The organism is Allobosea rubneri (genome assembly GCF_032464875.1).
Lineage (GTDB): Bacteria > Pseudomonadota > Alphaproteobacteria > Rhizobiales > Beijerinckiaceae > Allobosea > Allobosea rubneri.
In genome coordinates, this window is record NZ_JAWDID010000009.1 from 65150 (window position 1) to 88624 (window position 23475).

At 67.2% G+C, this 23475-nt stretch carries 25 protein-coding genes; 12 read left to right on the top strand and 13 right to left on the bottom strand.

Features of this window, described 5'->3' with window-relative positions; translation table 11 throughout:
• Positions 1-353: 353 nt before the first annotated feature.
• Both RKE40_RS08355 and RKE40_RS08360 read right to left on the bottom strand, forming a co-directional pair.
• Complete coding sequence (locus tag RKE40_RS08355; RefSeq protein ID WP_390893290.1) at positions 354-770, bottom strand: acyl-CoA thioesterase; 417 nt, start codon at positions 768-770, stop codon at positions 354-356.
• Complete coding sequence (locus tag RKE40_RS08360; protein WP_316017774.1) at positions 757-1125, bottom strand: hypothetical protein; 369 nt, start codon at positions 1123-1125, stop codon at positions 757-759. The genes RKE40_RS08355 and RKE40_RS08360 overlap by 14 nt, the downstream gene beginning before the upstream one ends.
• 164 nt (positions 1126-1289) lie before the next feature.
• Here RKE40_RS08360 and RKE40_RS08365 point away from each other — a divergent pair, with 164 nt between their 5' ends.
• Positions 1290-2102 (top strand): AraC family transcriptional regulator, encoded by an 813-nt coding sequence (locus RKE40_RS08365; RefSeq protein WP_316017775.1) that lies wholly within the window; start codon positions 1290-1292, stop codon positions 2100-2102.
• 70 nt (positions 2103-2172) lie between these two features.
• Complete coding sequence (locus RKE40_RS08370; RefSeq protein ID WP_316017776.1) at positions 2173-2619, top strand: VOC family protein; 447 nt, start codon at positions 2173-2175, stop codon at positions 2617-2619.
• Here RKE40_RS08370 and RKE40_RS08375 read toward each other — a convergent pair.
• Positions 2588-3811, bottom strand: a complete 1224-nt coding sequence (locus RKE40_RS08375; protein WP_316017777.1) for an MFS transporter — start codon at positions 3809-3811, stop codon at positions 2588-2590. The two genes, RKE40_RS08370 and RKE40_RS08375, sit on opposite strands and share 32 nt — an antisense overlap.
• 178 nt (positions 3812-3989) lie before the next feature.
• On the opposite strand from RKE40_RS08375, the gene RKE40_RS08380 reads away from it, so the two are divergent.
• Positions 3990-5027, top strand: a complete 1038-nt coding sequence (locus tag RKE40_RS08380; RefSeq protein ID WP_316017778.1) for a 2-dehydropantoate 2-reductase — start codon at positions 3990-3992, stop codon at positions 5025-5027.
• On the opposite strand, the gene RKE40_RS08385 is transcribed toward RKE40_RS08380, so the two are convergent.
• Positions 5024-6298, bottom strand: a complete 1275-nt coding sequence (locus tag RKE40_RS08385) for a putative bifunctional diguanylate cyclase/phosphodiesterase (protein WP_316017779.1) — start codon at positions 6296-6298, stop codon at positions 5024-5026. The two genes, RKE40_RS08380 and RKE40_RS08385, sit on opposite strands and share 4 nt — an antisense overlap.
• 278 nt (positions 6299-6576) lie before the next feature.
• Complete coding sequence (locus RKE40_RS08390; protein WP_316017780.1) at positions 6577-6861, bottom strand: HlyU family transcriptional regulator; 285 nt, start codon at positions 6859-6861, stop codon at positions 6577-6579.
• A gap of 226 nt (positions 6862-7087) precedes the next feature.
• On the opposite strand from RKE40_RS08390, the gene RKE40_RS08395 reads away from it, so the two are divergent.
• From RKE40_RS08395 to RKE40_RS08405, 3 genes are all read left to right on the top strand, one after another.
• Positions 7088-7429 (top strand): hypothetical protein, encoded by a 342-nt coding sequence (locus RKE40_RS08395; RefSeq protein ID WP_316017781.1) that lies wholly within the window; start codon positions 7088-7090, stop codon positions 7427-7429.
• A gap of 184 nt (positions 7430-7613) precedes the next feature.
• Complete coding sequence (locus tag RKE40_RS08400) at positions 7614-7985, top strand: hypothetical protein (protein ID WP_316017782.1); 372 nt, start codon at positions 7614-7616, stop codon at positions 7983-7985.
• Positions 7982-8536 (top strand): TetR/AcrR family transcriptional regulator, encoded by a 555-nt coding sequence (locus RKE40_RS08405; RefSeq protein ID WP_316017783.1) that lies wholly within the window; start codon positions 7982-7984, stop codon positions 8534-8536. Before RKE40_RS08400 ends, RKE40_RS08405 begins: the two co-directional genes overlap by 4 nt.
• 4 nt (positions 8537-8540) lie before the next feature.
• On the opposite strand, the gene RKE40_RS08410 is transcribed toward RKE40_RS08405, so the two are convergent.
• The 4 genes from RKE40_RS08410 to RKE40_RS08425 form a co-directional block, all read right to left on the bottom strand.
• The gene (locus RKE40_RS08410; RefSeq protein ID WP_316017857.1) at positions 8541-8963 is read right to left on the bottom strand and encodes a secondary thiamine-phosphate synthase enzyme YjbQ; all 423 of its coding nucleotides are present in this window, start codon (positions 8961-8963) and stop codon (positions 8541-8543) included.
• An 11-nt stretch (positions 8964-8974) separates the two neighbouring features.
• Positions 8975-9586: a LysE family translocator gene (locus RKE40_RS08415; protein ID WP_316017784.1), complete on the bottom strand. Its 612-nt coding sequence runs from the start codon at positions 9584-9586 to the stop codon at positions 8975-8977.
• A 127-nt stretch (positions 9587-9713) separates the two neighbouring features.
• The gene (locus tag RKE40_RS08420; RefSeq protein WP_316017785.1) at positions 9714-9989 is read right to left on the bottom strand and encodes a hypothetical protein; all 276 of its coding nucleotides are present in this window, start codon (positions 9987-9989) and stop codon (positions 9714-9716) included.
• A 137-nt stretch (positions 9990-10126) separates the two neighbouring features.
• Positions 10127-11314: an aminotransferase class V-fold PLP-dependent enzyme gene (locus tag RKE40_RS08425; RefSeq protein ID WP_316017786.1), complete on the bottom strand. Its 1188-nt coding sequence runs from the start codon at positions 11312-11314 to the stop codon at positions 10127-10129.
• A 197-nt stretch (positions 11315-11511) separates the two neighbouring features.
• Between RKE40_RS08425 and gcvA the strand changes: the two genes are divergently transcribed.
• Positions 11512-12465 (top strand): transcriptional regulator GcvA, encoded by a 954-nt coding sequence (gene gcvA, locus RKE40_RS08430; RefSeq protein WP_316017787.1) that lies wholly within the window; start codon positions 11512-11514, stop codon positions 12463-12465.
• 35 nt (positions 12466-12500) lie between these two features.
• Here gcvA and rpoD read toward each other — a convergent pair whose 3' ends face one another.
• The 3 genes from rpoD to RKE40_RS08445 form a co-directional block, all read right to left on the bottom strand.
• Positions 12501-14525 carry an RNA polymerase sigma factor RpoD gene (rpoD, locus tag RKE40_RS08435; protein ID WP_316017788.1) on the bottom strand — a complete coding sequence of 675 codons (2025 nt, stop codon included), beginning with the start codon at positions 14523-14525 and terminating at the stop codon, positions 12501-12503.
• Positions 14526-14727: 202 nt separating this feature from the next.
• A complete protein-coding gene (gene dnaG, locus RKE40_RS08440; protein WP_316017789.1) occupies positions 14728-16620 on the bottom strand; it encodes a DNA primase in 1893 nt (630 codons plus the stop codon).
• A 161-nt stretch (positions 16621-16781) separates the two neighbouring features.
• Positions 16782-17243, bottom strand: coding sequence for a GatB/YqeY domain-containing protein (locus RKE40_RS08445; protein ID WP_291636276.1), 462 nt, complete (start codon positions 17241-17243; stop codon positions 16782-16784).
• Between the two features lie 136 nt (positions 17244-17379).
• On the opposite strand from RKE40_RS08445, the gene carA reads away from it, so the two are divergent.
• The 4 genes from carA (at position 17380) to RKE40_RS08465 (ending at position 21462) form a co-directional block, all read left to right on the top strand.
• Positions 17380-18588: a glutamine-hydrolyzing carbamoyl-phosphate synthase small subunit gene (gene carA, locus RKE40_RS08450; RefSeq protein ID WP_316017790.1), complete on the top strand. Its 1209-nt coding sequence runs from the start codon at positions 17380-17382 to the stop codon at positions 18586-18588.
• 14 nt (positions 18589-18602) lie between these two features.
• Complete coding sequence (locus RKE40_RS08455; protein ID WP_316017791.1) at positions 18603-18929, top strand: NIPSNAP family protein; 327 nt, start codon at positions 18603-18605, stop codon at positions 18927-18929.
• A gap of 176 nt (positions 18930-19105) precedes the next feature.
• Positions 19106-19918 (top strand): prephenate dehydrogenase, encoded by an 813-nt coding sequence (locus tag RKE40_RS08460; protein WP_316017792.1) that lies wholly within the window; start codon positions 19106-19108, stop codon positions 19916-19918.
• Positions 19919-20367: 449 nt separating this feature from the next.
• The gene (locus RKE40_RS08465; protein WP_316017793.1) at positions 20368-21462 is read left to right on the top strand and encodes a helix-turn-helix transcriptional regulator; all 1095 of its coding nucleotides are present in this window, start codon (positions 20368-20370) and stop codon (positions 21460-21462) included.
• A gap of 28 nt (positions 21463-21490) precedes the next feature.
• Here the strand turns inward: RKE40_RS08465 and RKE40_RS08470 are convergent, their stop codons facing one another.
• The gene (locus RKE40_RS08470; protein ID WP_316017794.1) at positions 21491-22426 is read right to left on the bottom strand and encodes a LysR family transcriptional regulator; all 936 of its coding nucleotides are present in this window, start codon (positions 22424-22426) and stop codon (positions 21491-21493) included.
• Between the two features lie 91 nt (positions 22427-22517).
• Between RKE40_RS08470 and RKE40_RS08475 the strand changes: the two genes are divergently transcribed.
• A complete protein-coding gene (locus tag RKE40_RS08475) occupies positions 22518-23417 on the top strand; it encodes a DMT family transporter (protein ID WP_316017795.1) in 900 nt (299 codons plus the stop codon).
• The last annotated feature ends 58 nt before the right edge of the window (positions 23418-23475 follow it).

Sequence of the window (23475 nt, forward strand, 5' to 3'; positions counted from 1 at the left end):
TCGGGAGGAACGGGTAGCTCCCCGGCGCTGGCGGCAAACCCTATCAGGATGTCGCGGCGATCGACCATCTGGCTCCCCAATTTGCAGGTCAGGCTGGCGCCTGTTGTCCGACAAGATCGGGGAGGTCCGCTTAAAGAACGTTTAAGCGAGTGGAATCTTCTGAATCAATGCGCCCCGATGCCGGTTTACTTTCGTTTAGGACTTGCCCGCCGCCCGGCTCCGGGGCACTCCATTGGGGCAGCCTCGGCATCTTACCGTGAGTAATCGCGCGCCGCAGCGCTTGGGCGCGACTCCTCGCCACACCCGCTGCGAGCACTGGATCTTGCCTTCCGCGCGGAGCCGGCCGGCGTGGCTCAGTCTTCGGCCGGCGGCGGCACCGGCCGCGGGCGCCCTTCCTCGTCGATCGCGACGAAGGTGAAGGTCGCGTCCGTGACCTTCTCGTGGATCGTGGTCCGGAAGCGCTTCGCCCAGGCCTCGACATAGATCTTCATCGAGGTCCGGCCGACGGACTCGACCGTTGTATACACGCTGAGCACGTCGCCGACCTTGACCGGCCGGAAGAAGGTCATCGCCTCGACCGCGATCGTTACAACGCGCCCCTGCGCCCGGTCGACCCCGGCGATGCCGCCGGCCTGGTCCATGCGCGACATCACCCAGCCGCCGAAGATGTCGCCATTGGCGTTGGTGTCGGCCGGCATGGCGATGGTGCGCACCGTCAGCGCGCCGCGTGGCTTCTCCTCGGGCTGCAGGCCAGGCTCAGTCATCGGCATCCTTCCCTTCCTCGACATGGAAGGAATGGAGCACACGATGGAGCACCGGCGCCAGCACGAAGCCGGTGGCGATCACCACAAACAGACCTGAGAAGATCGCATAAAAGCCGGCGAAGAGCTTGCCGCCTGTGGTCTTGAGCTCGGTGACCGGCCCCATGCCTGAGAGGATCATCGCCGCGTTGACGAAGGCGTCGACCACACTCATCTGCTCGCTGGCAGCATAGCCGACCATGCCGATGGCGAGCCCGACCACGGTGAGCGCCAGCCAGAGCAGCATCGCGCGGCCCATGCGCAGCGCGAAGCGCCGCAGCGGGGCCACCGGTTGGCGGTGGTGCTCGAAACGCGTCAGGCGCATCAATGCCCTTCTCCTGCCCGGCGGTCGGCGGGCCGGTCACGCCCGGCGGTTCGGGGCTGTTCCGGCGCAGTCTCGTCCGGTCCGGTCGCAAGCATGGCTCTGCCTTTGTCGTTGAGCGCGATTCCGATAAGCGCCAGTATCCGCCAAGCCAGACGGAACCGGCAATGCAGGTGGATTGGGAACTGGTACGAGCTGCGCCGCGGCCCGATCTTGCGGGCGCGGTCCTTGGATACACTGGCTATCGCGAGCACCGCGCGCAGCCGATCCTGCGCCGTGAAGTGCCGGTGCTGCTCGTCCCGCTGATCGTCAATTTTGCAGCGCCCTTTACGCTTGCCGTCGCGGGCGGCGAAAGCACAGCGCCGCAGGGCTTCGCCGCCGGCATCATCGACCGGCCCGTCCTGGTTTCCTCAACCGGCCTCGCCGCCTGCGTGCAGATCGATTTCACCCCGGCCGGCGCCTATCGCTTCTTCCAGCTCGACCAGCGCGACATGGCCGGCCGGATCGTCGACCTCGACGATCTCGGCCCGCTGCGCCGGCTCGGCCCACGCCTGCGCGCGTGCCGGTGCTGGAACGACTGCTTCGCTGTGCTCGACCAGGTTATCGGCGACAGGCTGGCGCGCGGGCGCGGCCTCTCGCCGGAAGTCGCCGCCGGCCTCGCCTGGCTCGGAGCCCGGCGCGGCCGCGGCCGGATGCGCGCACTCGCTACCGAGACCGGCTGGAGCGAGCGCCATCTGACCCGGCGGTTCACGGCCGAGACCGGGGCCGGGCCGAAGACCATCGCCCGCATATTGCGCTTCGAGCATGCGCGCGAACTGGCGGCGCGCCCTCGGCCCGCCAGCTGGGCCGAGATCGCGCAGGCCGCGGGCTATGCCGATCAGGCCCATATGACCCGCGAATTCACCGCGCTCGCCGGCCTGCCGCCGGGCGCCCTCACCCGCAACGATGCCGGCGAGCACGGCATACTGGAACCGGCCTGAGGTCCGTTTCGTTCAAGACGGCGCGCCGCGGCTCGGCTTTGCTGGTGCCGCCCCAACCGGAGATGCCCCCATGTCGCAACCCGCCGCCATCTATTTCGGCCTGCGCTACCGCGACGCAGTGAAGATGGTCGACTGGCTCGTCGAGGCCTTCGGCTTCGAGAAGCACGCCGTCTTCCTCTCGGAGGATGGCAGTAAGGTCGTCCATGCCGAGCTTCGGCTCGGCGCGGGCATCGTGATGTTCGGATCGGGCGAGGGCACCGACTTCGCCAGGCTGGTCAAGACGCCGTCCGAGCTCGGCGGCACCACGGCCTCCCCCTACATCGCGACCGACGACATCGATGCGCGCTGCGAGCGCGCCCGCAAGGCAGGGGCCGAGATCGTCCTGGGGCCGACCGACACCTCCTATGGCAGCCGCGACTTCATCTGCCGCGACCCGGAGGGCCATGTCTGGTGCTTCGGCACTTATCGACCGAGTGCCGCACCGCTCACGCCGCTGCCAGCTTCGGCCGCGCCTTGAACATCAGCCAGCAGACGATCGAGAGGTTGATCAGATTCCAGGCGAGGCCGTTGAGGAAGGCGAGCCGATAGGACGAGGTCGCGTCGAAGATCAGCCCCGAGACCCAGCCGCCGAAGGCCATGCCGAACACCGTCGCCGACATCACGACACCGATGCGCATGCCTGCCTCGCGCGGCGGCATGTAATCGCGGATCACCACCGCGTACATCGGCACGATCCCGCCCTGGAACAGGCCGAAGATGCCGGTGACGATGAAGAGCGAGCTCAGCCCGTCGAACCAGAGATAGAGGAACAGCGCCATGCCCTGCATCAGCGAGGACAGGGCGAGCGTCGCCGTGCCGCCGATCTTGTCGGCAATGAAGCCCGAGCTGATCCGGCTGACGATGCCGAGCGCCATCATCACCGTCAGCATCTCGGCGCCGCGCGCCACGCCGTAGCCGAGATCGCTGCAATAGGCGACGATATGGACCTGCGGCATCGACATCGCAACGCAGCAGCAGAATCCCGCGACCACCAGCAGCGCCTGCAATTGGTTCGGCGACAGGCCGAGGCTGCCGCGCGCACCGGCGCTGATGGCCTCGGCAGCGGCAAAGGTCGCCGCATTCGGCCGGCGGCGGAACAAGGGCGCCAGGGGCAGCATCACGACGAGCGAGGCGATGCCGAGCCACAGATGCGTGGTGCGCAGCCCATAGGTCTCGACGCCCCAGTTGATCAGCTGCGGCCAGAACATGCCTGCGAGATAGCTGCCCGACGCGCCGAAGACGACGGCGAGGCCGCGATAGCGCCTGAACCAGTGCGAGAGATCGGCGATCAAGGGCGAGAAGCCGGTCGCAGCGCCGAGCCCGATCAGGAAGCCATGCGCCAGCGCGAACTGCCAGAGCGTGGCGGAGACCGAGGCGAGCGCATAGCCGCCGCCGAGCAGCAGCGCGCCGAGCACGATCGGCAGGACGATGCCGAAGCGATCGACCAGCCGGCCCATCAGGATGTTGCCGATGCCGAAGCCGATCATGGCGAAGGTGTAGGGCAACGAGGCGTCGGCACGCAGCACGCCGAATTCCTGCTGCACCGCCGTCACCACCACGACCGCCGACCAGGACCCGACGCAGGCGATCATGCCGACCAGCAAAGCGAGCGCCAGCCTGAACCAGGCATAGGAAGAATCTGGCGCGTAGCGGGGATCGTCGGTGGTCATGTTCCCTCCCCTGGCAGAAGCCGGAGAACGAGTTTCTGTTTAATCGAGCAATAGGCGGGCGCCCGGGGGCCAGCAAGCGCACCCGCTGCGGGGCGATGCGGCGCGGATGGAGGGCCGCCGGCCGCTTTATCGCGGAGGCTTCTTGCTTCACCTTCGTCTTCGGGGCGCGGAACATGCCATGGCCAGGATCTGCATCTACGGAGCCGGCGCGATCGGCTGCTATCTCGGCGGGCGCCTGCTCGCGGGCGGCGCAGACGTCACCTTCGTCGGCCGCATGCCTTTGGGCGAAGAGCTGCAGCGGCATGGCCTCTCCCTCTCGGACTATCGCGGTGGGCATTGGCGGCTAGAGCCAGCCGCCATCGCCTTCGCGACCGGGCCCACCGCCGCAGCCTCTGCCGCGCTCGTACTGGTCACGGTAAAGTCGGCCGGGACGGAGGCTGCCGCAGCGGAGCTCGCCCCGGTCCTGTCTCCGAATGCGGTCGTGCTCAGCCTGCAGAACGGCATCGGCAACGCCAGGCTGCTGCAGGCTGCCCTGCCCCGCCAGCGCGTGCTCGCCGGCATGGTGCCGTTCAATGTCGTCAAGAGCAGCCCAGGCGCCTTCCACCAAGGCTCCGCGGGGCACCTGCACACCGAGGCATCGCCGGCCCTCGAACCCTTCCTGGCGCGCTTCGCAGATGCCGGACTGGCGCTCGTCAGGCATCTCGATATGGAGCCGGTGCTCTGGGCCAAGCTGCTGCTCAACCTCAACAACGCGATCAATGCGCTCTCCGGCCTCCCGCTCCGCGAGGAGCTCGCCCAGCACGCCTACCGCCAGTGCCTGGCGCTGGCACAGGAGGAGGCGCTCGCCTTGCTGGAAAAGTCCGGCATCCGGCCAGCCAGATTGACGCCGGTGCCGGCGCGCTGGCTTCCGGCCGTGCTGCGCTTGCCTGACGCGCTCTTTCGGCGCCTCGCCCGCAGAATGCTGGCGATCGACCCGCTGGCGCGCTCCTCGATGGCGGACGATCTTGCTGCCGGCCGGATAACCGAGATCGACTGGCTCAACGGCGAGGTGGAGCGCCTGGCCGCGCAGCTCGGGCATGGTGCACCGGTGAACGCCCGGCTGACGGAACTGGTGCGAGCCGCCGAACGGAGCGACGACCACAGAAGCTGGCCGGGCGACGCGCTGCTGGCAGAACTGCAGAAGGCCGCAGCAGGTCCCGCCGGCGCGCCGAGCTAGACCTTCCGGCCCATCTCCACGGCGTAGTCCTCGGCCGACATCGGGCGACCCAGCAGGTAGCCCTGCAGGTAGTTGCAGCCTTCGTCGACCAGGAAGTCGAACTGCTCGCGCGTCTCGACGCCCTCAGCGACGACCTCGATGCCGAGCGCATGTCCAAGCGAAATCACTGCGCGCGCGATCGCCGCCGCCTCGGAAGCGACGCCGAGATTGGCGACAAAGCTGCGATCGATCTTCAGCGTCGTCAGCGGGAAGGCATGGAGATAGGAGAGCGAGGAGTAGCCGGTGCCGAAATCGTCGAGCGCGATCCTGACGCCGAGCGCCTTGATCCGGTGCAGGACCAGCATGGTCCGGTCGAAATCGGTGATCATCACCCCCTCGGTGACCTCGAGCTCAAGCCGCTCCGGCTCCAGCCCGGTTTCGGCCAGCACGGTCTCGATCAGCCCGGGCAGGTCGCCATGGCGGAACTGCAGCGGCGAGATGTTGACGGCGATCCGCAGCGGGTTCGCCCAGCCGGCCGCCTCGGCACAGGCCCGGCGCAGCAATTGCTCAGCAAGCGGCAGGATCAGCCCGCATTCTTCGGCCGCGGGGATGAATTCGGAAGGCGGAACCTCCCCGCGCTCCGGATGGGTCCAGCGCGCCAGCGCCTCGAAGCCGACCAGAACGCCTGCCGCGTCGAACAATGGCTGGTAGTGCAGCCTGAGCTGCTCTGCGGCGATGGCGAGGCGCAGATCCTCCTGCACCTTGTGCCTGGCCTCGCTGGCCTCGTCTTCAGGTTCCGAGCCGCCGCACAGCTCGACCAGCAGATTGACCGCTCCGACCAGCTTGCCTTCGCCATCGTAGAGCGGCGTCGGGAACGGCATGAAGGCGACGCGGGTGCCGTCGGGCCGCTCGGCCACGGCGGCGGCCCCACGCACGGGGCGCTTCTCGCGTAGCGCCACCGCGAGCGGCGAATCCTGGTGCGGCAGCGGCGTGCCGTCAGGCAGGAACAGGCGCTCGGCCACGCACCACCTGTCCTTGCCGATCTGCGGCACACGCCCGGCAAGACGTGCCGCAGCGCGATTGAAATAGGTCAGATGCCCCTCGGCATTCGTCGTGTAGACGGCGGCGGGCAGGTTGGCGACGATGGTCTTGAACCAGGCATCGTCGAGCACGCTGGACTGGAAGCCCTGCTGGGACAGGATGGCGAGAGCCATGTCGACCTCGCCGGCGGGCCCGGCCTTGCTGGTCTGGCCCTCGGCCGGCGTCTGGCCGGCCACGGCACTACGAAACATGCGAAACCTGTCTTGAGGACGGCCTGGGCGATACCGTCCCATCAAGGAACTAAAAATCCGAACAAAGCTTTAAATCGCTCAGCTCGGCGCCCGGCCGGAGGTCACGAAGCGGCCCGTTCAAGGCGAAACGCTATGCGGATAGTGAAGGAACGCAGAAGCGAAAGCCGACATTTTTTGCAAAACCGTACCGCTTCCCCACCTCGAGAAGTGAACTCTGTCGCGCCCCCGAAAAGGTAACGATACGTCATTTATTACCATATACGAAAACTATCATTAGTTTACTTGAATATCTTCTCGCCCTGCTCATCGATCAGTTGACGCCCCTTGACCAAAGCGAAGTCCGCCGCCTCCTGGGCCCCCGGAAACCGGTCGGCCCGAATGAAGCTGTGACTTTTCAACTCGCCGTCGATCTCCTTCTCGATGACCCCCGCGAGCTGGTGCTGGCCGCCTTCCTGGAACGGCATGGCGCGAATGGTGAAGCCCTTGTGCTCCGCGGTCTTGAGCGCGACAGGCTCGGCCGGCGCGGTCTCCTTGCGGCCGAACAGGGATTTGAGAAAGGACATGGCTGGCTCCGACTGTTTGGCCCTCTATAGCGCAGATGACCGCTGCAGCGCCAAGCATCTCGCTCCGGGACAGGCTCGCCTTTTCCTGCCGCTTCGCGGAAACGGAGGAGAGTGCCGGCGAGCCGGGCGACGACCGTGTAGGCCTCTGTTGCTTTGCGCGAGCGATCCCCATGTCTTGAGTCAGGCAGGGCGAAAGCAAAGGCCTACAGACAAGCTTGATCCTCTCTTGGCCCGCTCTGTCATCGGAGCAGCCATGACACGTGTCCTGAAAATGCTCCTGGCGGCCCTCGCGTTCGGGCTCGCCCTGTTTGCTTCAGCAGCCGCTCAGGCTCCGGCGGGGCTCGCCTGTGGCAGGCATGACGAGGTGGTGGCGAAGCTCGGCAAACTCTTCGATGAACGCCGCCTCGGGCAGGGGCTCGCCGATAGCGGCCTCGTGATCGAGTTGTTCGCCAGCCCGCAAGGCACCTTCACCATTTTTGCGACGACCCCGCGCGGCTTGAGCTGCCTCATCGCCTCTGGCGACAGTTGGGAGCCGCCACCGCCGGAAGAGAACTTCGCCGCCCGTTGATTGGCGGTGGGCGCTCTCGTTCTCCGATTGGTGAGGCCGTAGGGATCATCCCCGCCAGAGTTGAAGCTCTGCCGCAGATGCGGGCATTCGAGGTTTCCCACTTCAGTCCGGCCCGCATGGCACTTGCGCCGCTCACCAAATTCAATACCATACCGTACGGTATTGAATATTGAGGAGGCTGACCATGAACCTCTGGCTGGCAGCTGCCGCCATCATCGCTCTGGCGACGACGGTGGTCCACGCCTGGCTCGGCGGTCGCGAGATCGCCCGCCCGCTGCTCGCCGCCGAGCGGCTGCGCAATGTCCCTAAATACACGATGTACTATTGCTGGCATCTGGTGACGATCATCCTCGCCGGACAGGCCCTCGCCTTCGGGCTCGCTGCCTTCGGACATGCCAGCCGCGACCTCACCATCTTCGCTACCGTGAGCGCCGGCCTCTTCGCCCTCTGGAGCCTCGGCATGATCGGCGGCCTCCGCCTGCGCCTCGCGCATTTCCCGCAATGGGCGCTGTTCGCCCCAATGGCTGCCTGCGGCGCGCTCGGCCTATGGTGGTGAAGGCCCCTCCCCGCTTCAGGCGGACGGACTGGCTCGAACTCGGCCTTGCCGCCCTCGCAGAGGATGGGCCGGCAGGCCTGACGATCGACGCCCTGTGCCGGCGCGCCGGCAAGACAAAGGGCTCGTTCTACGCGCATTTCCCGGCGATCGAGGCTTATCTTTCCGCGCTCGCCGGGCATTGGCGCGAAAGCTTTACGCTGCGCCTGATGCAGGCGGCTGACCAGGGCGAAGTCGCAGGCGAGCGGCTGATGGCGCTCGACAGAATGGCGCTCGCCCTCGATGCCCGCGTCGAGCAGGGCATGCGCCGCGTCGCCCAACTCGATGCCGGCGTCGCGGCGATCTGCACGGCGGTCGACCGCGAACGCATCGCCTATCTCGCCCGCCTCCATGGCGAGGCAGGGCGCACGCCGGGAGAAGCCCTCGCCTTGGCCCGGATCGAGTACGCCGCCTTCATCGGCTTCCAGCAGCTCGACCTGGGCCTGTCGCCGCAGGATCTGCACGACTGCTACCGCAGCCTCATGCGAATGCTGACGCGCCCGGCCGAAGGGTGACCTATCAGGCCAGATGCAGCACGACCTCGCGCCGATGCGGGCTGGTGCGATGCTCGAACAGGTAGATGCCCTGCCAGGTGCCGAGTACGAGCCGGCCGTCGTTCACCGGGATCGAGAGCGAGACTGGCAGGATCGCCGCCTTGATATGAGCCGGCATGTCGTCGGCCCCCTCGTCGCGGTGAACCAGATAACTCATGGCTGGATCGTCGGCCGGCGGCACCAGCCGGGCGAAGAAGGCGGAGAGATCGCGCCGTACGTCCGGGTCGGCATTCTCCTGGATCAGCAGCGAGCAGGAGGTGTGCCGGACGAACAGGGTGAGCAGTCCGGCATCGACCGCAGCCTCGCGCACGAAACGCGCGGCCGCCTCGGTGAATTCGTAGAGCCCGGCGCCGCGCGTCTCGATTGCAAGCCGCGCCTGCTGCGGCAGGCTCGCCACGCTCAGCGCTCGGTCAGTGCGAGCTTGGCGCCGAGCGCGACGAAGGCGGCGGCGAAGCTGCGCCTGAGCCAGGTCATCACCGCGGGGCGCGTCACGACATGGTCGCGCATCGCCGCCGCGAACAGCCCGTAGAGCGCGAAGACGACGAAGGTCATCGCCATGAACACGCCGGAAAGCTCGAGCATGCGTGCCAGCGGGCTTGCCTCGTCGGCTGCGATGAACTGCGGCAGGAAGGCGACGAAGAAGATCGAGAGCTTCGGGTTCAGCACGTTGATCGCGATACCGTCGACCATCACGCGCCAGAACGAGCGCGAGTCGGCCTTGGTCTCAACCTTGAGCGCGCCCTGCTCCTTCAGCGTCTGCCAGGCCATCCAGAGCAGATAGGCGACACCGGCATATTTGACGATCTCATAGGCGACCGCGCTGGCATGCAGCAGCGCCGCAAGTCCCATCATCGCGGCGATCAGATGCGGCACGATGCCGAGCGTGCAGGCGAAGGCGGCGACGACGCTCGCCTTGCCGCCGCGCGCCAGACCGGCGGCGATGGAATAGATCGCGCCGGTGCCCGGCGAGGCGACGATGATCAGCGAGGTCAACAGGAATTCGGGGGACATGAGCGGCTCCAACCGAGAGGCCCGCATCAAACATGCCTGTCCGGGCGCTGTCGAGCGTCCCATGCCGCATCGTCAACAGCGCTCTGCCATGCCGGATCGCGCCATGTTGGCTCGTAGCGCTCGCCCCTTAGCTGCCCAGCCCCTCGAAAATGCCGCCGATCACCGCGACCGCGCCTTCGGCTGCAGCGCCGGCGATGCTACCGACTCCTTCGACCACGGTTCCGACCGCGGCAAACACGACTTCGCCGACGCCTTCCATCATGACGTTGCCACCGACATCGGCGGTGGTGCCAACCGCGTCTCCCGTCGAGGCACTCGCCTGCTTCTTGGCTTCGTTCTCAAGTTCGGCCTGCGCGGCAGCCCTGGCAACTTCGATTTGAGCGGAATCTGGAATGCCGGTCATGCGCGCTCTCCTGTCGATGCAGCATTCCTCTTGGCGATCTGAGCGAAAGAATGGCGGCGCCGGCCGGTCTTCGCTTGCACAGCACCGGCTCACCGCGATGCACGTTTCGCCTGCCGGCAAACCCGATTGACACGAACTCAGCGCTCCCGCGCGATACCGTGAACCGCGGCGAGCAGGCGTCCGATCTCCTGCTCGCTCGTGAGATAGCTGACGGAGGCACGCACGATGCCGGCAAGCCCGCGCGCTTCCATGTCGAAGGGCGTGTAGGCGGGCCCGTTGGCCCCTGCCGAAATGCCGGTCCTAGCAAGCCGGTTCTTGACCGTGTTGACGTCGAGATCGGCAACGGTGAACGAAATCAGCCCGGACCGTTGCTGCCCGAGATCATGGACCGCGACGCCGTCGATCGCCGCAAGCTCGGCCCGCAACCGTTGCGCCGTCAGGTCGATCTGATCCCGGATCGCGGGCACGCCGAGCGCCAGCGCCTCGTGCAGCGCGACGCCGAGCCCCAGCAGCAGGGCAACCGCGTGCTCGCTGGTCTCGAATATCCGCGCATCATCACGTAGCGCCGCCCCCTGCACGGTCCATGGCGCGGACAGGACGTCCGAGAACACCGTGTCGAGCTGCGGCCGAAACGCGGCCCGAACATAGAGGATCGCGGTTCCGCGCGGGCCGCGCAGATGCTTGCGCCCTGCCCCCTTGAGCACGTCGCAGCCGATCGCCTCGACATCGACGGGAATCTGGCCGAGCGCCTGCCCGGCATCGACGAAATAGGGGATGCCGGCCGCACGCGTCACCCGGCCTATCGCCGCCGCATCGTTGATGAGGCCGCCATTGGCAGGCAGCCAGGTCAATGCGACCAGGCGGACGCGCTCGTCGATCATGCCTGCGAGCGCATCCGGGTCGACCGAACCATCCTCGCGGCAAGGGATCACCTCTATCCTCGCTCCGGCGCGGGTAGCCGCGCGTTGCATGGTCGCGAGATTGCCGCCCCATTCATGCCGCCCGACCAGGATCCGGTCGCCGGCCCGCAGCGGCGGCAGAGCCGCGAAGGCCAGCCCCCAGCCGGCGGAGCCGCTCGACGTGAAGGCGATCTCAGTCGCCCTCGCGTTCAGGAGCCGGGCAGCGTCGGCGCGCGCCTCGTCGAGCCTGCCCTGGACCGCGACGCTGGCCTCATGAGGGCCGTGCAGGGCTTCGCGGCGCAGCTGTTCGGTCACCGCGGCGAGCGTAGCCCCGGACATCAGCGAAGCGCCGGCGTGATTGAAATGGACGCTGGTCGCGCAGCCCGGGGTCGCGGCGCGCAGTTGCTCGATGTCGAGGCCGCTCATCGCCGGGCCTCCGCCAGCTCGAAGCTGCCCTCGGCAGCGGCGGGCAGCATAGCCCCTAGCACCCGCAGGCGGTCAGTGATCATCATGGTCGAAATCCTCTCGCCCGGACCATGACAGCGCCGCTCGCAGCGGGCCAATTCGAAACACCCAGCTCTGCGATCGATCTGGCTCATGAGTAGGGTCTGCGCTAGGACCTCGTGCTCGATACCGATCGGAACCCCGACGCCATGCGCTCCTCGCCCGCCCTGCCACCGCTCCATGCCCTGCGTGCCTTCGAGGCCGTCGGCCGCCTGCTGAGCTTCCGCCGCGCCGGAGAGGAGCTGCTGATCACGCAGAGCGCCGTCAGCCATCATATCCGGACGTTGGAGCAGAGCCTCGGTGTCCCGCTATTTGACCGGAAGGGCCGCAGCGTCGCGCTGACGGCGGCAGGCGCGCATTATCTCGGCAAGGTCGCGGGTGCCTTCGCCCTGATCGCCGAAGGCACCCGCGACATCCGCTCGGATGCCGCCCGCCAGAGCCTGGTCGTCAGCCTGCTGCCATCCTTCGCTGCGAACTGGCTGGTCGCCCGGCTCGATGGCTTCCGGGAGATGCATCCGCAGATCGATCTCGTCCTCGACCCGACCTTGAACTGGGTCAATCTCGCCGGCGGAGAAGCCGACATCGCCATCCGCTACGGGGTCGGCGCCTGGCCTGATTTGCGCTGCGAGTTGCTGGCTGCCGAGCGGCTCATGCCCGTTCTAAGTCCGGAACTGGCGGCGCGCCGGCCGCTGGCCAGGCCCGCCGACATCCTCGACCATACCTTGCTGGCCAGCCATCGCCCGACCGAATGGGAGGCCTGGGCCCGGCATGTCGGCCTGGATATCGCAGCCTCCCGCCAACTGCAGCTTACGGACTACAACATCGTTCTGCAGGCCGCCCTCGCCGGCCAGGGGGTCGCGATGGGCCGAAGCCTTCTGGTCGCGGACCATCTCCGCCGCGGCGCCCTGGTCGCGCCCCTACCGGATTTCGCGACCGCGGCGGGGCTTGGCTACTGGGCGGTGCTTCCAGGCAGCGGCGGAGGCAAGCCGGCTGCGGCGCTGTTCGTGAGCTGGCTGAGGCAGGAAATTGCTGAGGCCGGATCCGCGGGAAGCCGATCGCTCCCGCCAAAATGAAACGGAGCGCCTGAGCGCCCCGTTCGAACTTCGCGTCAGTTGTCGAGGAAGCTCCGGAGCTTCCGGCTGCGGCTCGGATGCTTGAGCTTGCGCAGCGCCTTCGCCTCGATCTGGCGGATGCGCTCGCGCGTGACGCTGAACTGCTGGCCGACCTCTTCGAGGGTGTGGTCGGTGTTCATGCCGATGCCGAAGCGCATGCGCAGCACGCGCTCCTCGCGCGGGGTGAGCGAAGCGAGCACGCGCGTCGTGGTCTCGCGCAGATTGCTCTGAATCGCGGCGTCGATCGGCAGGATCGCGTTCTTGTCCTCGATGAAGTCGCCGAGATGCGAATCCTCCTCGTCGCCGATCGGCGTTTCGAGCGAGATCGGCTCCTTGGCGATTTTCAGGACCTTGCGCACCTTCTCCAGCGGCATCGCCAGCTTCTCGGCCAGCTCCTCCGGGGTCGGCTCGCGGCCGATCTCATGCAGCATCTGGCGCGAGGTCCGGACGATCTTGTTGATCGTCTCGATCATGTGCACCGGAATGCGGATGGTGCGGGCCTGGTCGGCGATCGAGCGGGTGATCGCCTGCCGGATCCACCAGGTGGCATAGGTCGAGAACTTGTAGCCGCGGCGGTACTCGAACTTGTCGACCGCCTTCATCAGGCCGATGTTCCCCTCCTGGATCAGGTCGAGGAACTGCAGGCCGCGGTTGGTGTACTTCTTGGCAATCGAGATCACGAGACGAAGGTTCGCCTCGATCATCTCCTTCTTCGCCTGCCGGGCCTCGCGCTCGCCCTTCTGGACCATCAGCACGATCTTGCGGAACTCCTGGATCTCCAGGCCGGTCTCGGAGGCCAGCGTGTGGATGTCCTCACGCAGGTCCTTGATCCGGTCCTTCTCGACCCCGACGAATTCCTTCCAGCCACGCGAGCCGAGCTTGGAGACGCGCAGCACCCATTTCGGGTCGAGCTCGCCGCCGATATGCTGGCGCAGGAAGTCCTCGCGGGCGACGCCGTAGCTCTCGGCCAGGCGCAGCAGCCGGGTCTCATGCGAAATCAACCGCTTGTTGATGTCGTAGAGCTGCTCGACCAGCGCCTCGATGCGGTTGTTGTTGAGCGAGAGCGACTTCACCGCGGTGATGATGTCGTCCTTGAGCTTCTTGTACTTGCGGTCCTGCGACGGCGAGAGCTTGGTGTTCTCCAGCCGGTTGGCGATGTCCTGGTCCTGCAGGCGGCGCAGCTTGGTGTAGTTGCTGGCGATCGAATCGAAGGTCTCGAGCACGCGCGGCTTCAGCTCGGCTTCCATGGCCGAGAGCGAGACGTTGTTCTCGATGTCGTCGTCGTCGCCTTCCGGCGGCTGCTCACCCTCGGCGCCGAAGGCCGGCGCCTCTTCGCCGCCCTCGCCCTCTTCGCCTTCGCCGGGCACCTGGGACGGGTTCTTGCCGTCGGGACCGGCATAGGTCGCTTCGAGGTCGATGATGTCGCGCAGGAGGACCTTGCCCTCCATCAGCTCGTCGCGCCAGATGATGATCGCCTGGAAGGTCAGCGGGCTCTCGCAGAGCCCGGCGATCATCGCCTCGCGGCCGGCCTCGATGCGCTTGGCGATGGCGATTTCGCCTTCGCGCGAGAGCAGCTCGACCGAGCCCATCTCCCGCAGATACATGCGCACGGGATCGTCGGTGCGCTCGGTCGGCTCGAGATTGCGCTTGACCTCGACGGGCAGCGCCGAGCGCGAGGCGTCGACGAGATCGCCGCCCTCGCTTTCCTCGTCATCGCCTTCCTTGCCGGCGCGCGCCGCTGCGCGCTCCTCGCCGGAGGCTTCCGGGTCCTCGTTATCGACGACGTTGATGCCCTGCTCGCTGAGTTGGCCGAGCACGTCCTCGATCTGCTCGGAGGTGAACTCCTCCGAAGGCAGGACCTCGTTCAGCTCGTCATAAGTCACGTAACCACGCTTCTTGGCGAGCTTGATCATCCGCCTTACGGCCTGATCCGTAAGGTCGAGAAGCGGTCCGTCCGCGCTCGGGGGCGCTTCCGCCGAGACCGGTTCGGACTTTTCCCGCTCGCTCGCTTTGGTGGCCATAAATCAGCGCTCCGCCTTCTTAAGCCGCCGCGCCATCGTCTGCACGATGCCCCGACGCGTAAAAGGGCGCCGCGGCCGTGAGATCGGCCGCGCACCCACCCAAATCATCCCGACACAGATAGCGCCACCCATCGTTGATGAATCGTGCACCATCTGCCGCCTTCACCGAATTTGCCGACGAAATGCAACACGCCACGCCCGGTCAATCATCGGAGTTGGCCTCCGTTCCCTCGACAGCTTCGAGGCGGGCCTTCACATCCTTCATCCAGGCGAAATTGGCTTCGGTCGCTTCGTCAGCCAATGCGCGTTCGGCTGCCTTCAGCTCGCTATGTAGCGTGCGCGCCCGATGATGCAAGACGAGAGCTTGATTAATCGAATCAAAAACCGATTCAGGATCAGCGGTTTGTAGGAGCTTCAGCCGCTCGGCAGGGCCGGTGACCGCCAGCAGCGCGGCCTGCGCCTCAGCCACCCTTGTCTGTTCCTGCCGCCTGCGGAAGGCTTCCTGATCGAAGCCGCCCTCCACGGTCGCGTCGAGCAGCGCCTGGCGGAAGCGCTCGGCGGCCGGGCCTTCGAGCCCGAGTTCGGCGATGTCGTCGACGCAGCGCAGGACGAGGTCCGGATGGCTCGCCAGCGCCAGGAGGATGAACGCCTCGCGCGGATTCTCGCGATGCGTCCGCTGCAGAAGCGGCGAGCGTGCGAGCTGCGGGCTGGCGCGCAAGGGCAGGTTCGGCCGGGCTGCGCCGCCGCCGAAACCGCCGCGCCCGCCCCTGCCACCGCCGCCGCCGGAGTAGCCTGAGCGTTGTTCATTGCGCGGCGCCGGAGCGGCGACGGCAAAGAGCTGGCCCAGGCGCTCGTCGATCTCCAGCCGGTAATGTCGCCTCGTCGCCTCGTCGCGAATCAGCCCGAGCGGCTCCTTCAGCCTGCGCTCGAAGGCGGCGCGACGCTCGGGCGTGTCGAGCTGGCTCGCCTCGAACTCGCGGCTCCACAGCATGTCGACGAAGGGCTTGGCCGCGCCGACCACCTCCCCGATCGCCTGCTTGCCGCCGGAGCGCGCGAGGTCGTCGGGGTCCTGTCCTTCCGGCAGCAGCGCGAAGGCCAGCGACTTGCCGGGCTCCAGCATCGGCAACGCAAGGTCGATTGCCCGGCTCGCCGCCTTGCGTCCGGCCTTGTCGCCGTCGAGGCAGATCACCGGCTCGTCGGCCATGCGCCAGAGCAGGCCGAGCTGATCCTCGGTCAGCGCCGTGCCGAGCGGCGCGACCACCTGCGGAAATCCCGAAAGCGTCATGGCGATGACGTCGACATAGCCCTCGACGACGATGACCTGGCCGGTGTCGTGCGCCGCTTTCCGGGCATTGTGATGGTTGAACAGCAGCGCGCCCTTGTGGAAGAGCGGGGTTTCCGGCGAATTCAGGTATTTGGCCGAAACCTCGGCGCTCATCGCCCGGCCGCCGAAGGCGATGACCCGGCCGCGCGCATCGTGGATCGGGAACATGATCCGGTCGCGGAAACGGTCATAGGGCACGGCGATCTCATCGCCATGGACCAGCAGCCCGGCCTCCATCATCAGCTCCGCACCGACCCCCTTGCCAGCGAGATGATCACGCAGGGCGAAACGGTCGGGCGGGGCATAGCCGATGCGGAAGAGCTGGCGCGCCTTGCCCTCGAGCCCGCGCCCGGCGAGGTAACGCCGCGCGAGGCCGCCGCGTTCGGTCTGCAATTCGGCCTCGAAGAACTGGGCCGCGAGTTCCACCACCTCGTGCAGGCCCTTGCGACGCTCCTCCTGCGCCTGCGTCTCGAAGGAGACCTTCGGCAGCGCGACGCCGGCCTCCGAAGCGAGCTTCTCGACCGCCTCCGGGAAGGAAAGCCCTTCCGTCTCCATCACGAACTTGAAGATGTCGCCGTTCTTGCCGGAGGAGAAATCGAAGAAGGAGCCCTTCTGGTCGTTGACGAAGAAGGACGGCGTCTTCTCGGCGTTGAAGGGCGAGAGCCCCTTCCATTCGCGCCCCGCCTTGGCGAGGCGCACGCGCTTGCCCACGACCGCCGAGACCGGCAGCCGCGCCTTGATCTCCTCAAGGACGGAGGGCGGGAACTTCATGGCTTCCTATGTGGCGATCGGACGATGAAAGCCAGCCCCGGAGCGAAACGCGAGGGGCTTATCGCCTATATCCACAGCCACCGCCCGAAGGCGACAGCAGCCCCCGCATCAGGGGGCTGCTTGATCCGGAGCGAAGGATGCCGCGTCCGGTCGGTCGGCACTCAGCCGCCGAGCATGCCCTTGACCAGCGGCGAGACCTTGCCGAAGTCCATCTGGCCGGCATAGGCGGCGCGCAGCGCGCCGATCACCTTGCCCATGTCCTTGACGCCGGCGGCGCCGGTCTCGGCGATCGCCTTCTCGATGGCAGCCTTGACCTCGGCCTCGCCCATCTGCTGCGGCAGGTAGGCGCTGATCACCGCGACCTCGGCGCGTTCGCCATCGGCGAGCTCGGGGCGGCCATTGGCGTCGTAGATCGCGATCGATTCCTGGCGCTGCTTGATCATCTTCTGCAGCATGGCGAGGATCTCGTCCGGCGAGATCTCGCCTTTTCCTGCGCCGCGCGCCTCGATGTCCTTGTCCTTCAGCGCCGACTGGATCAGGCGGATCGCGGCGACCTTGCCCTTCTCGCCGGCCTTCATCGCGGTCTTCAGGTCGGCGGAGAATTGCTCGCGCAGGGTGGACATGACTTGCCTATCCTCGTCTTCGTTCATTGACGGAGCGCGAGCGCCTCATTAAGGCTCACGCTCCAGACCGGCGGCGCCATACGGCGCCCTGCCTTCACGATGCCGCGCTTCCGAGCGGCCTGGACGAGACATAGACATGACCGTTGACGAAGGGAACCCCGCCGCGGCGGGCTGGAGCGAACCGCGCGCGACCGCGGTTCTGGTGCTGGCGGACGGAACCGTGCTCGAAGGCTTCGGCCTCGGAGCGATCGGCCAGGCGCCGGGCGAGGTCTGCTTCAACACGGCGATGACCGGCTATCAGGAGATCCTGACCGACCCGTCCTATGCCGGCCAGATCATCACCTTCACCTTCCCCCATATCGGCAATGTCGGCGTCAACGACGACGACACCGAGACGGTGAATGCCGCCTCTTCCTCGGGCGTGCGCGGCGTCGTCCTCCACGCCGCGATCACCGAGCCCTCCAACTGGCGCGCCGGAAGGCATTTCGACGCCTGGCTCAAGGCCCGCAACATCGTCGGCATCTGCGGCGTCGACACCCGCGCCCTCACCGCGCTGATCCGCGACAAGGGCATGCCCAACGCGATCATCGCCCATGACCCCAACGGCGCCTTCGACCTCGACGCCCTGAAGCGCGAAGCCGCCGCCCTGCCCGACATGGCCGGCCTCGACCTCGTGCCGCTCGTCGCCTCGACGCAGCGCTTCGACTGGGACGAGACGCCCTGGCAGTGGCCCCGCGGCTATGGCAAGCGCGAGGCCGCCGCGCATCGCGTCGTCGCCATCGACTACGGCGTCAAGCGCAACATCCTGCGCCTGCTCGCCAAGGCCGGCTGCGACGTCCAGGTCGTGCCGTCGACCGCGACGACCCAGCAGATCCTCGATCTCGCCCCCGATGGCGTCTTTCTTTCGAACGGCCCGGGCGACCCGGCGGCGACCGGCGAATATGCCGTTCCGGTGATACGCGACCTGCTGGAGCGCAAGATTCCGACCTTCGGCATCTGCCTCGGCCATCAGATGCTGGCGCTCGCCATTGGCGGCCAGACCCTCAAGATGAAGCAGGGCCATCACGGCGCCAACCATCCGGTTCAGGACAAGACCACCGGCAAGGTCGAGATCGTCTCGATGAACCACGGCTTCGCGGTCGACCCGGCATCCCTGCCGCAGAACGCGACCGAGACCCATGTCTCGCTCTTCGACGGCTCCAATTGCGGCATCGCGCTGACCGACCGTCCGGCCTTCAGCGTCCAGCACCACCCCGAAGCCTCGCCCGGCCCGCAGGACAGCCACTACCTGTTCACGCGCTTCGTCGAGATGATGGCCGAGGACAAGGCGAAGAACGCGGTCTGAGCAAGGCGGGCGCCATGATCCACCAGTTGCGCATCTACGAGATCTTCGAGAGCAACAAGGCCGCGTTCCACGCCCGCTTTCGAGATCACGCGATGCGCATCATGGCCCGCCACGGCTTCCGCATCCTCTCGCTCTGGGAGACCAGGAGCGCGACCCGCACCGAGTTCGCCTATCTTCTCGCCTGGCCCGATACGCAGACCAAGGCGGAGCGCTGGGCGAGCTTCAAGGCCGACCCCGAATGGATCGAGATCAAACGCGTCAGCGCGATCGAGCATGGCGACCTCGTCGGCGCGATCGAGGACCGGACGCTGACGCCGACCGCCTACTCGCCGCAGCTCTGAGTTGACAGGAGCGCGGCGTGGCGCTCTAAGCCGGCCATGGCCATCTCCTGCCTCCTCGCCCGGAACTATTACGCCCCGTCCTCATAAGGCGGTGGCATTCCCATGTCTCAACCGCCGCGCTGGCGGTTGAAATCAGGCAGTCACCCGGCATCGCGGCCCTCCCCAAGGAAAACGCGATGCATACTCCCCGCAAGACCGTCACCTCGATCGGCATCATCGGCATCATCGGCTTCGGCGCCTTCGGCCGCCTGATGGCGCGCCATCTTCAGCCGCATTTCCAACTGCGCGTCTTCGATCCGGACCGGCCCGCCCAGTTCGACGACGCTGGCAAGGGTCTCGTCCCCGCCGAAATCCCGGAGATCGGTGCCTGCGATCTCGTCATCCTCGCCGTTCCGGTTGGCGCCGTCCCTTCGGCACTCGCCGCGCTCTCCCCGCATCTGCGCGCCGGCGCGGTCGTGCTCGATGTCGGCTCGGTCAAGATCGGCCCGGCTCTCGCCATGCAGGCCGGACTGCCGGAGCATGTCGAGATCGTCGGGACCCACCCGCTGTTCGGGCCGCAGAGCGCGCGCCATGGCATCAGGGGCCTGAAGATCGCGATCTGCCCGATCCGCGGCCGCAGCGCCGGCCGGATCGCGGCCTTCCTGCGCGGCGTGCTCGGCCTCAATGTCATCCTGACCACGCCCGATGCCCATGACCGCGAGGTTGCACTCGTCCAGGGCCTGACCCATCTGATCGCGAAGATCCTGGTCCAGATGGAGCCTTTGCCGCGCCGGATGACGACCGCGAGCTTCGACCTCCTGATGCAGGCGACCGAGATGGTCCGTCACGACGCGCCCGGCGTCTTCCTCGCCATCGAGCGCGCCAACCCGCATGCACGGACAGTACGCGACCGCTTCTTCACGCTGGCCGAGGAGATGCGGGCACATCTCGACGGTAACCAGCATCAGGCACCGTCCGAGGCGAAAGCAGAGGCTCTGCTGGCTGACTAGAACACCGGCAACGGCGAGCAAGCACTGCAAAAGGGCCGGATCGCGCGCCGTTGGGCCTCGGTTCCGGGCAAAAAAAATGCCTGATCGCCCTGGCGGGGATCAGGCAGTTGAAGGGAAATCTGAGGCGGCAAGTCTGTCGACCTCAGATTCGAAGCGCGTAAGCGCTATATACGACTGTATATAGCGCTTACGCGCACGGTCAATGAGGGCAGCCTGTTTTCGGACGTTTTGTCACGGCCGCGATTGGAGGTTTGGCCTCTCGCCGCACCAGCCGCGAAGAAGGGCATCGCCGAGGCCAACGATCCGTCGCTTGGCACTCCCGCCAGCCAAGCCGCCAGAACTTTCGTAGAGAAAATCGGGTCCGCGGACTGAACGCGAGCTCTTTCGCCCAAGTGATGATTGACGAAATTGTAGCCGTATCGCATCCCATTGCTTGGGGGACGATGCCTATGCTTGACGCAGCCGAGTTCGGCGATGCGGTCGCCATGCTTTACGAGGCCGCAATGGTCCCCGACGTGTGGCCGGGCGCGATCGCAAGACTGGCCGAGATCGTTGGCTGCACTGGCGGGCTGCTTTTCGCCCATTCCGGCCAGGGCACCAATTGGGTGGCCTCCAAGGAGTTCGCGCCGGTCTTCGACCGGTTCATGCAGCAGGGCTGGATGAACCGCAATGCCCGCATGGCCGGCCTGCTCGCCCATGGCGGCACCGGCTTCGTCACCGATCACGACCTCTTCACCGACGAAGAGCTGGCTCGAACGCCCCTCTACACCGATTTCCTGAGACCGGAAGGCTACGGCTGGGGAACGGCAACCCATGTCCGCTCCTCGTCTGGCGACGACATCGTCTTCACCCTCGAGCGCAGATTCGAGATGGGCCCGGTGTCTCGCAGGGAGACCACGCTCCTCGATGGCGTGCGCCCGCATCTCGCCCGGGCGGCGGTACTCGCCTCCAAGCTGCAGATGCAGCGTGCGCAGGCAAGCCTCGCCTCCTTCGAGCAAGCAGGCTCCCCTGCGGCGCTCATCGGCGCCGGCCAGGGTGTGCTCGCGGCCAATACGAGCTTCGAGAAGCTCGAAGGCCAGGTCGTCATCGGGGCCAGGGACAAGGTCGCGATCGACGACGAACGGGCCGATGCCCTCCTGCAGAAGGCCCTCTCGGAGCTTGCCCGCGACCAGCTCGGCGACACCCGCTCGATCCCGGCGCCGCGCAGGGACGACCGCCCGGCCTTCGTCATCCATGTCCTGCCGATCCGCAGGCAGGCGCGGGACATCTTCTCGCGGGCTCAGGCCATGCTCGTCGTCACCACCTCGGAGCGGAGCCTGCAGATCGCAGCCTCGCTTCTCTGCGAGCTCTACGACCTGACGAAAGCCGAGGCAGCCATCGCCGCAGGGCTCCTGGAAGGGCTGACCGGCGAGGAACTGGCCCGGTCCCGCGGCGTGAACCGCGAGACGGTTCGCAGCCAGATCAAACAGGTGCTGGCGAAGACCGGTTGCCGGTCGCAGGCCGACTTCATCCGGCGCCTCGCACCGCTGGCTTCGAGGAAATAGGCCCAGAGCCCGAAAGCGGCACGCCGCCCTATGCCGCGGCGCGCGCCTCCTGCTTCAGGAAGCTCGCAAGCTTGGCCGGCGGCAACCCGGCTTCGGCTGCGATCCGCGTCGCCAGCGCCGATGCAGCAGGGCGCGGCTGGCCGAGCGGCCGGTCGAGCCAGTAGGAAACCGGGTTCAACGCGGTGCGCGGATCGACGATCGCGATCCGGTCGGAATCGATCTGCGCCTGCGCCAGAGGCGGTCGCGCCAGGGCGACGCCGAGCCCGCAGGCCGCAGCGTCGAGCACGAGGTTGTAATCCTCGAAGCGCCGGTCCTGCGGGCGCGGGCGATAGTCCAGCCCCTGGGCATTGAACCAGGCGCGCCAGCCGGCCGCATCGGAATCATGGATCAGCGGCTGATCCAGCAACCGCTGCGGCCCGCCCTCGCCGATCGCCTGCGCCAGCGCCGGCGAGGCCACCGGAAAGCACCATTCCTCGAAAAGCTGCACCGAGACCCGGCCCGGAGCGCCGCCGCGCCCGCAGCGTATGGCGAGGTCGATGCCCTCCTCATCGAGCGCGACCATCCGGTGATCGACCTGCAACACGATACGCAAGGCCGGATCACCGCTTTCCAGCCTTTGCCAGCGCGGCATCAGCCAGAGCGAGCAGACCGAGGGCGTCGCGCTGAAGCGCACCACCGCGGCGCCGCGTTGCTCGCTCCAGCGATCGGAGGTGTCGGCGAACAGCGAGAAGGCCTCCTGCGTCCGCTGCAGCAGTCGCTGCCCCTCCGGCGTCAGCACGACGCCGCGGGCCTGGCGCACGAAGACGCGCAGGCCAAGCCAGTGTTCGAGCCTCGCCACCTGCCGGCTGACCGCGCCATGGGTCAGGTTCAAGGCTTCCGCCGCACCTGAGAAGCTGCCGGAGCGGGCGGCGGCCTCGAAGGCGCGCAGCGTGTCGAGCGGCGGCAGGTTCGAGCTGTGATCCATCGTCACAGCTCGCCATCGAATTACTCGTTTGTCAATCAGCTCGGAGAAGCGTCTATCGGGAGCGAAACGTCACCAGCCCTCGAGGCCCACCATGACAACCGCATGCTCCGCGACCCCAGCCCGGACCGGCTCGACGATCGATCCCGTACTGCTCTTCACGGTCCCGTTCACCGTGATCGCCTGGGCCTCCTCCTTCCCGGCGATCCGGGCTGGACTGACCGGCTTCGGGCCACTCGAAATGGCGGCGCTGCGCTTTGCGCTCGCAGGCGTGCCGGCCGCGCTCTTCCTGGTCGCAACCCGCGCCGCCCTGCCCACCGGCACGGATATCTGGCGCTTCCTCACCGGCGGCATCGTCTTCATCGCGCTCTATGCGATCCTGCTCAATCTCGGCCAGCGCGTCGTGCCGGCGGGCGCCGCGAGCTTCATCATCAACACCAACCCGATCATGACCGCCGCGCTCGCCATGCTGATCCTGAACGAGCGCTTCAGCCTCGTCGCCTGGCTCGGCACCGCCCTCTCCTTCGCCGGCATCGGCGTGATCGCACTCGGCAACGGGCTCGACCTGAACATCGGCATCAGCGTCCTGCTGATCCTCGGCGCCGCCTTCTGCAACGCGATCTCGACCGTGGTGCAGAAGCCGCTCTTCGCCCGCCACAAGCCGCTCTCGGTCGCCGCCTGGAACATGGCGATCGGCGGGCTCGCGCTCTCGCCCTTCCTGCCCGGCGCGCTGGAGCAGATCCCCTCCGCGCCGAGCCAGGCACTCTGGTCGGTGGTCTATCTCGCGGTCGTGCCGAGTCTCATCGCCTATGGCACCTGGGCGATCACGCTCTCGCGTCTGCCGGCCGCCCGCGCCTCGAACTTCCAGTACGGCGTGCCGCCGACCGCGATGCTGATCAGCTTTCTCTGGCTCGGCGAGGTACCGACCGCGCTCGGCATCCTCGGCGGCGCGATGGCGCTCGCCGGCGTGGTGATCGTCAACCTGAAGCGCTGAGACCGAACCTTGGGCGGAGCCGCCGGCGACATTCGTCGCTGGCTCCGCTCAAGCAAAA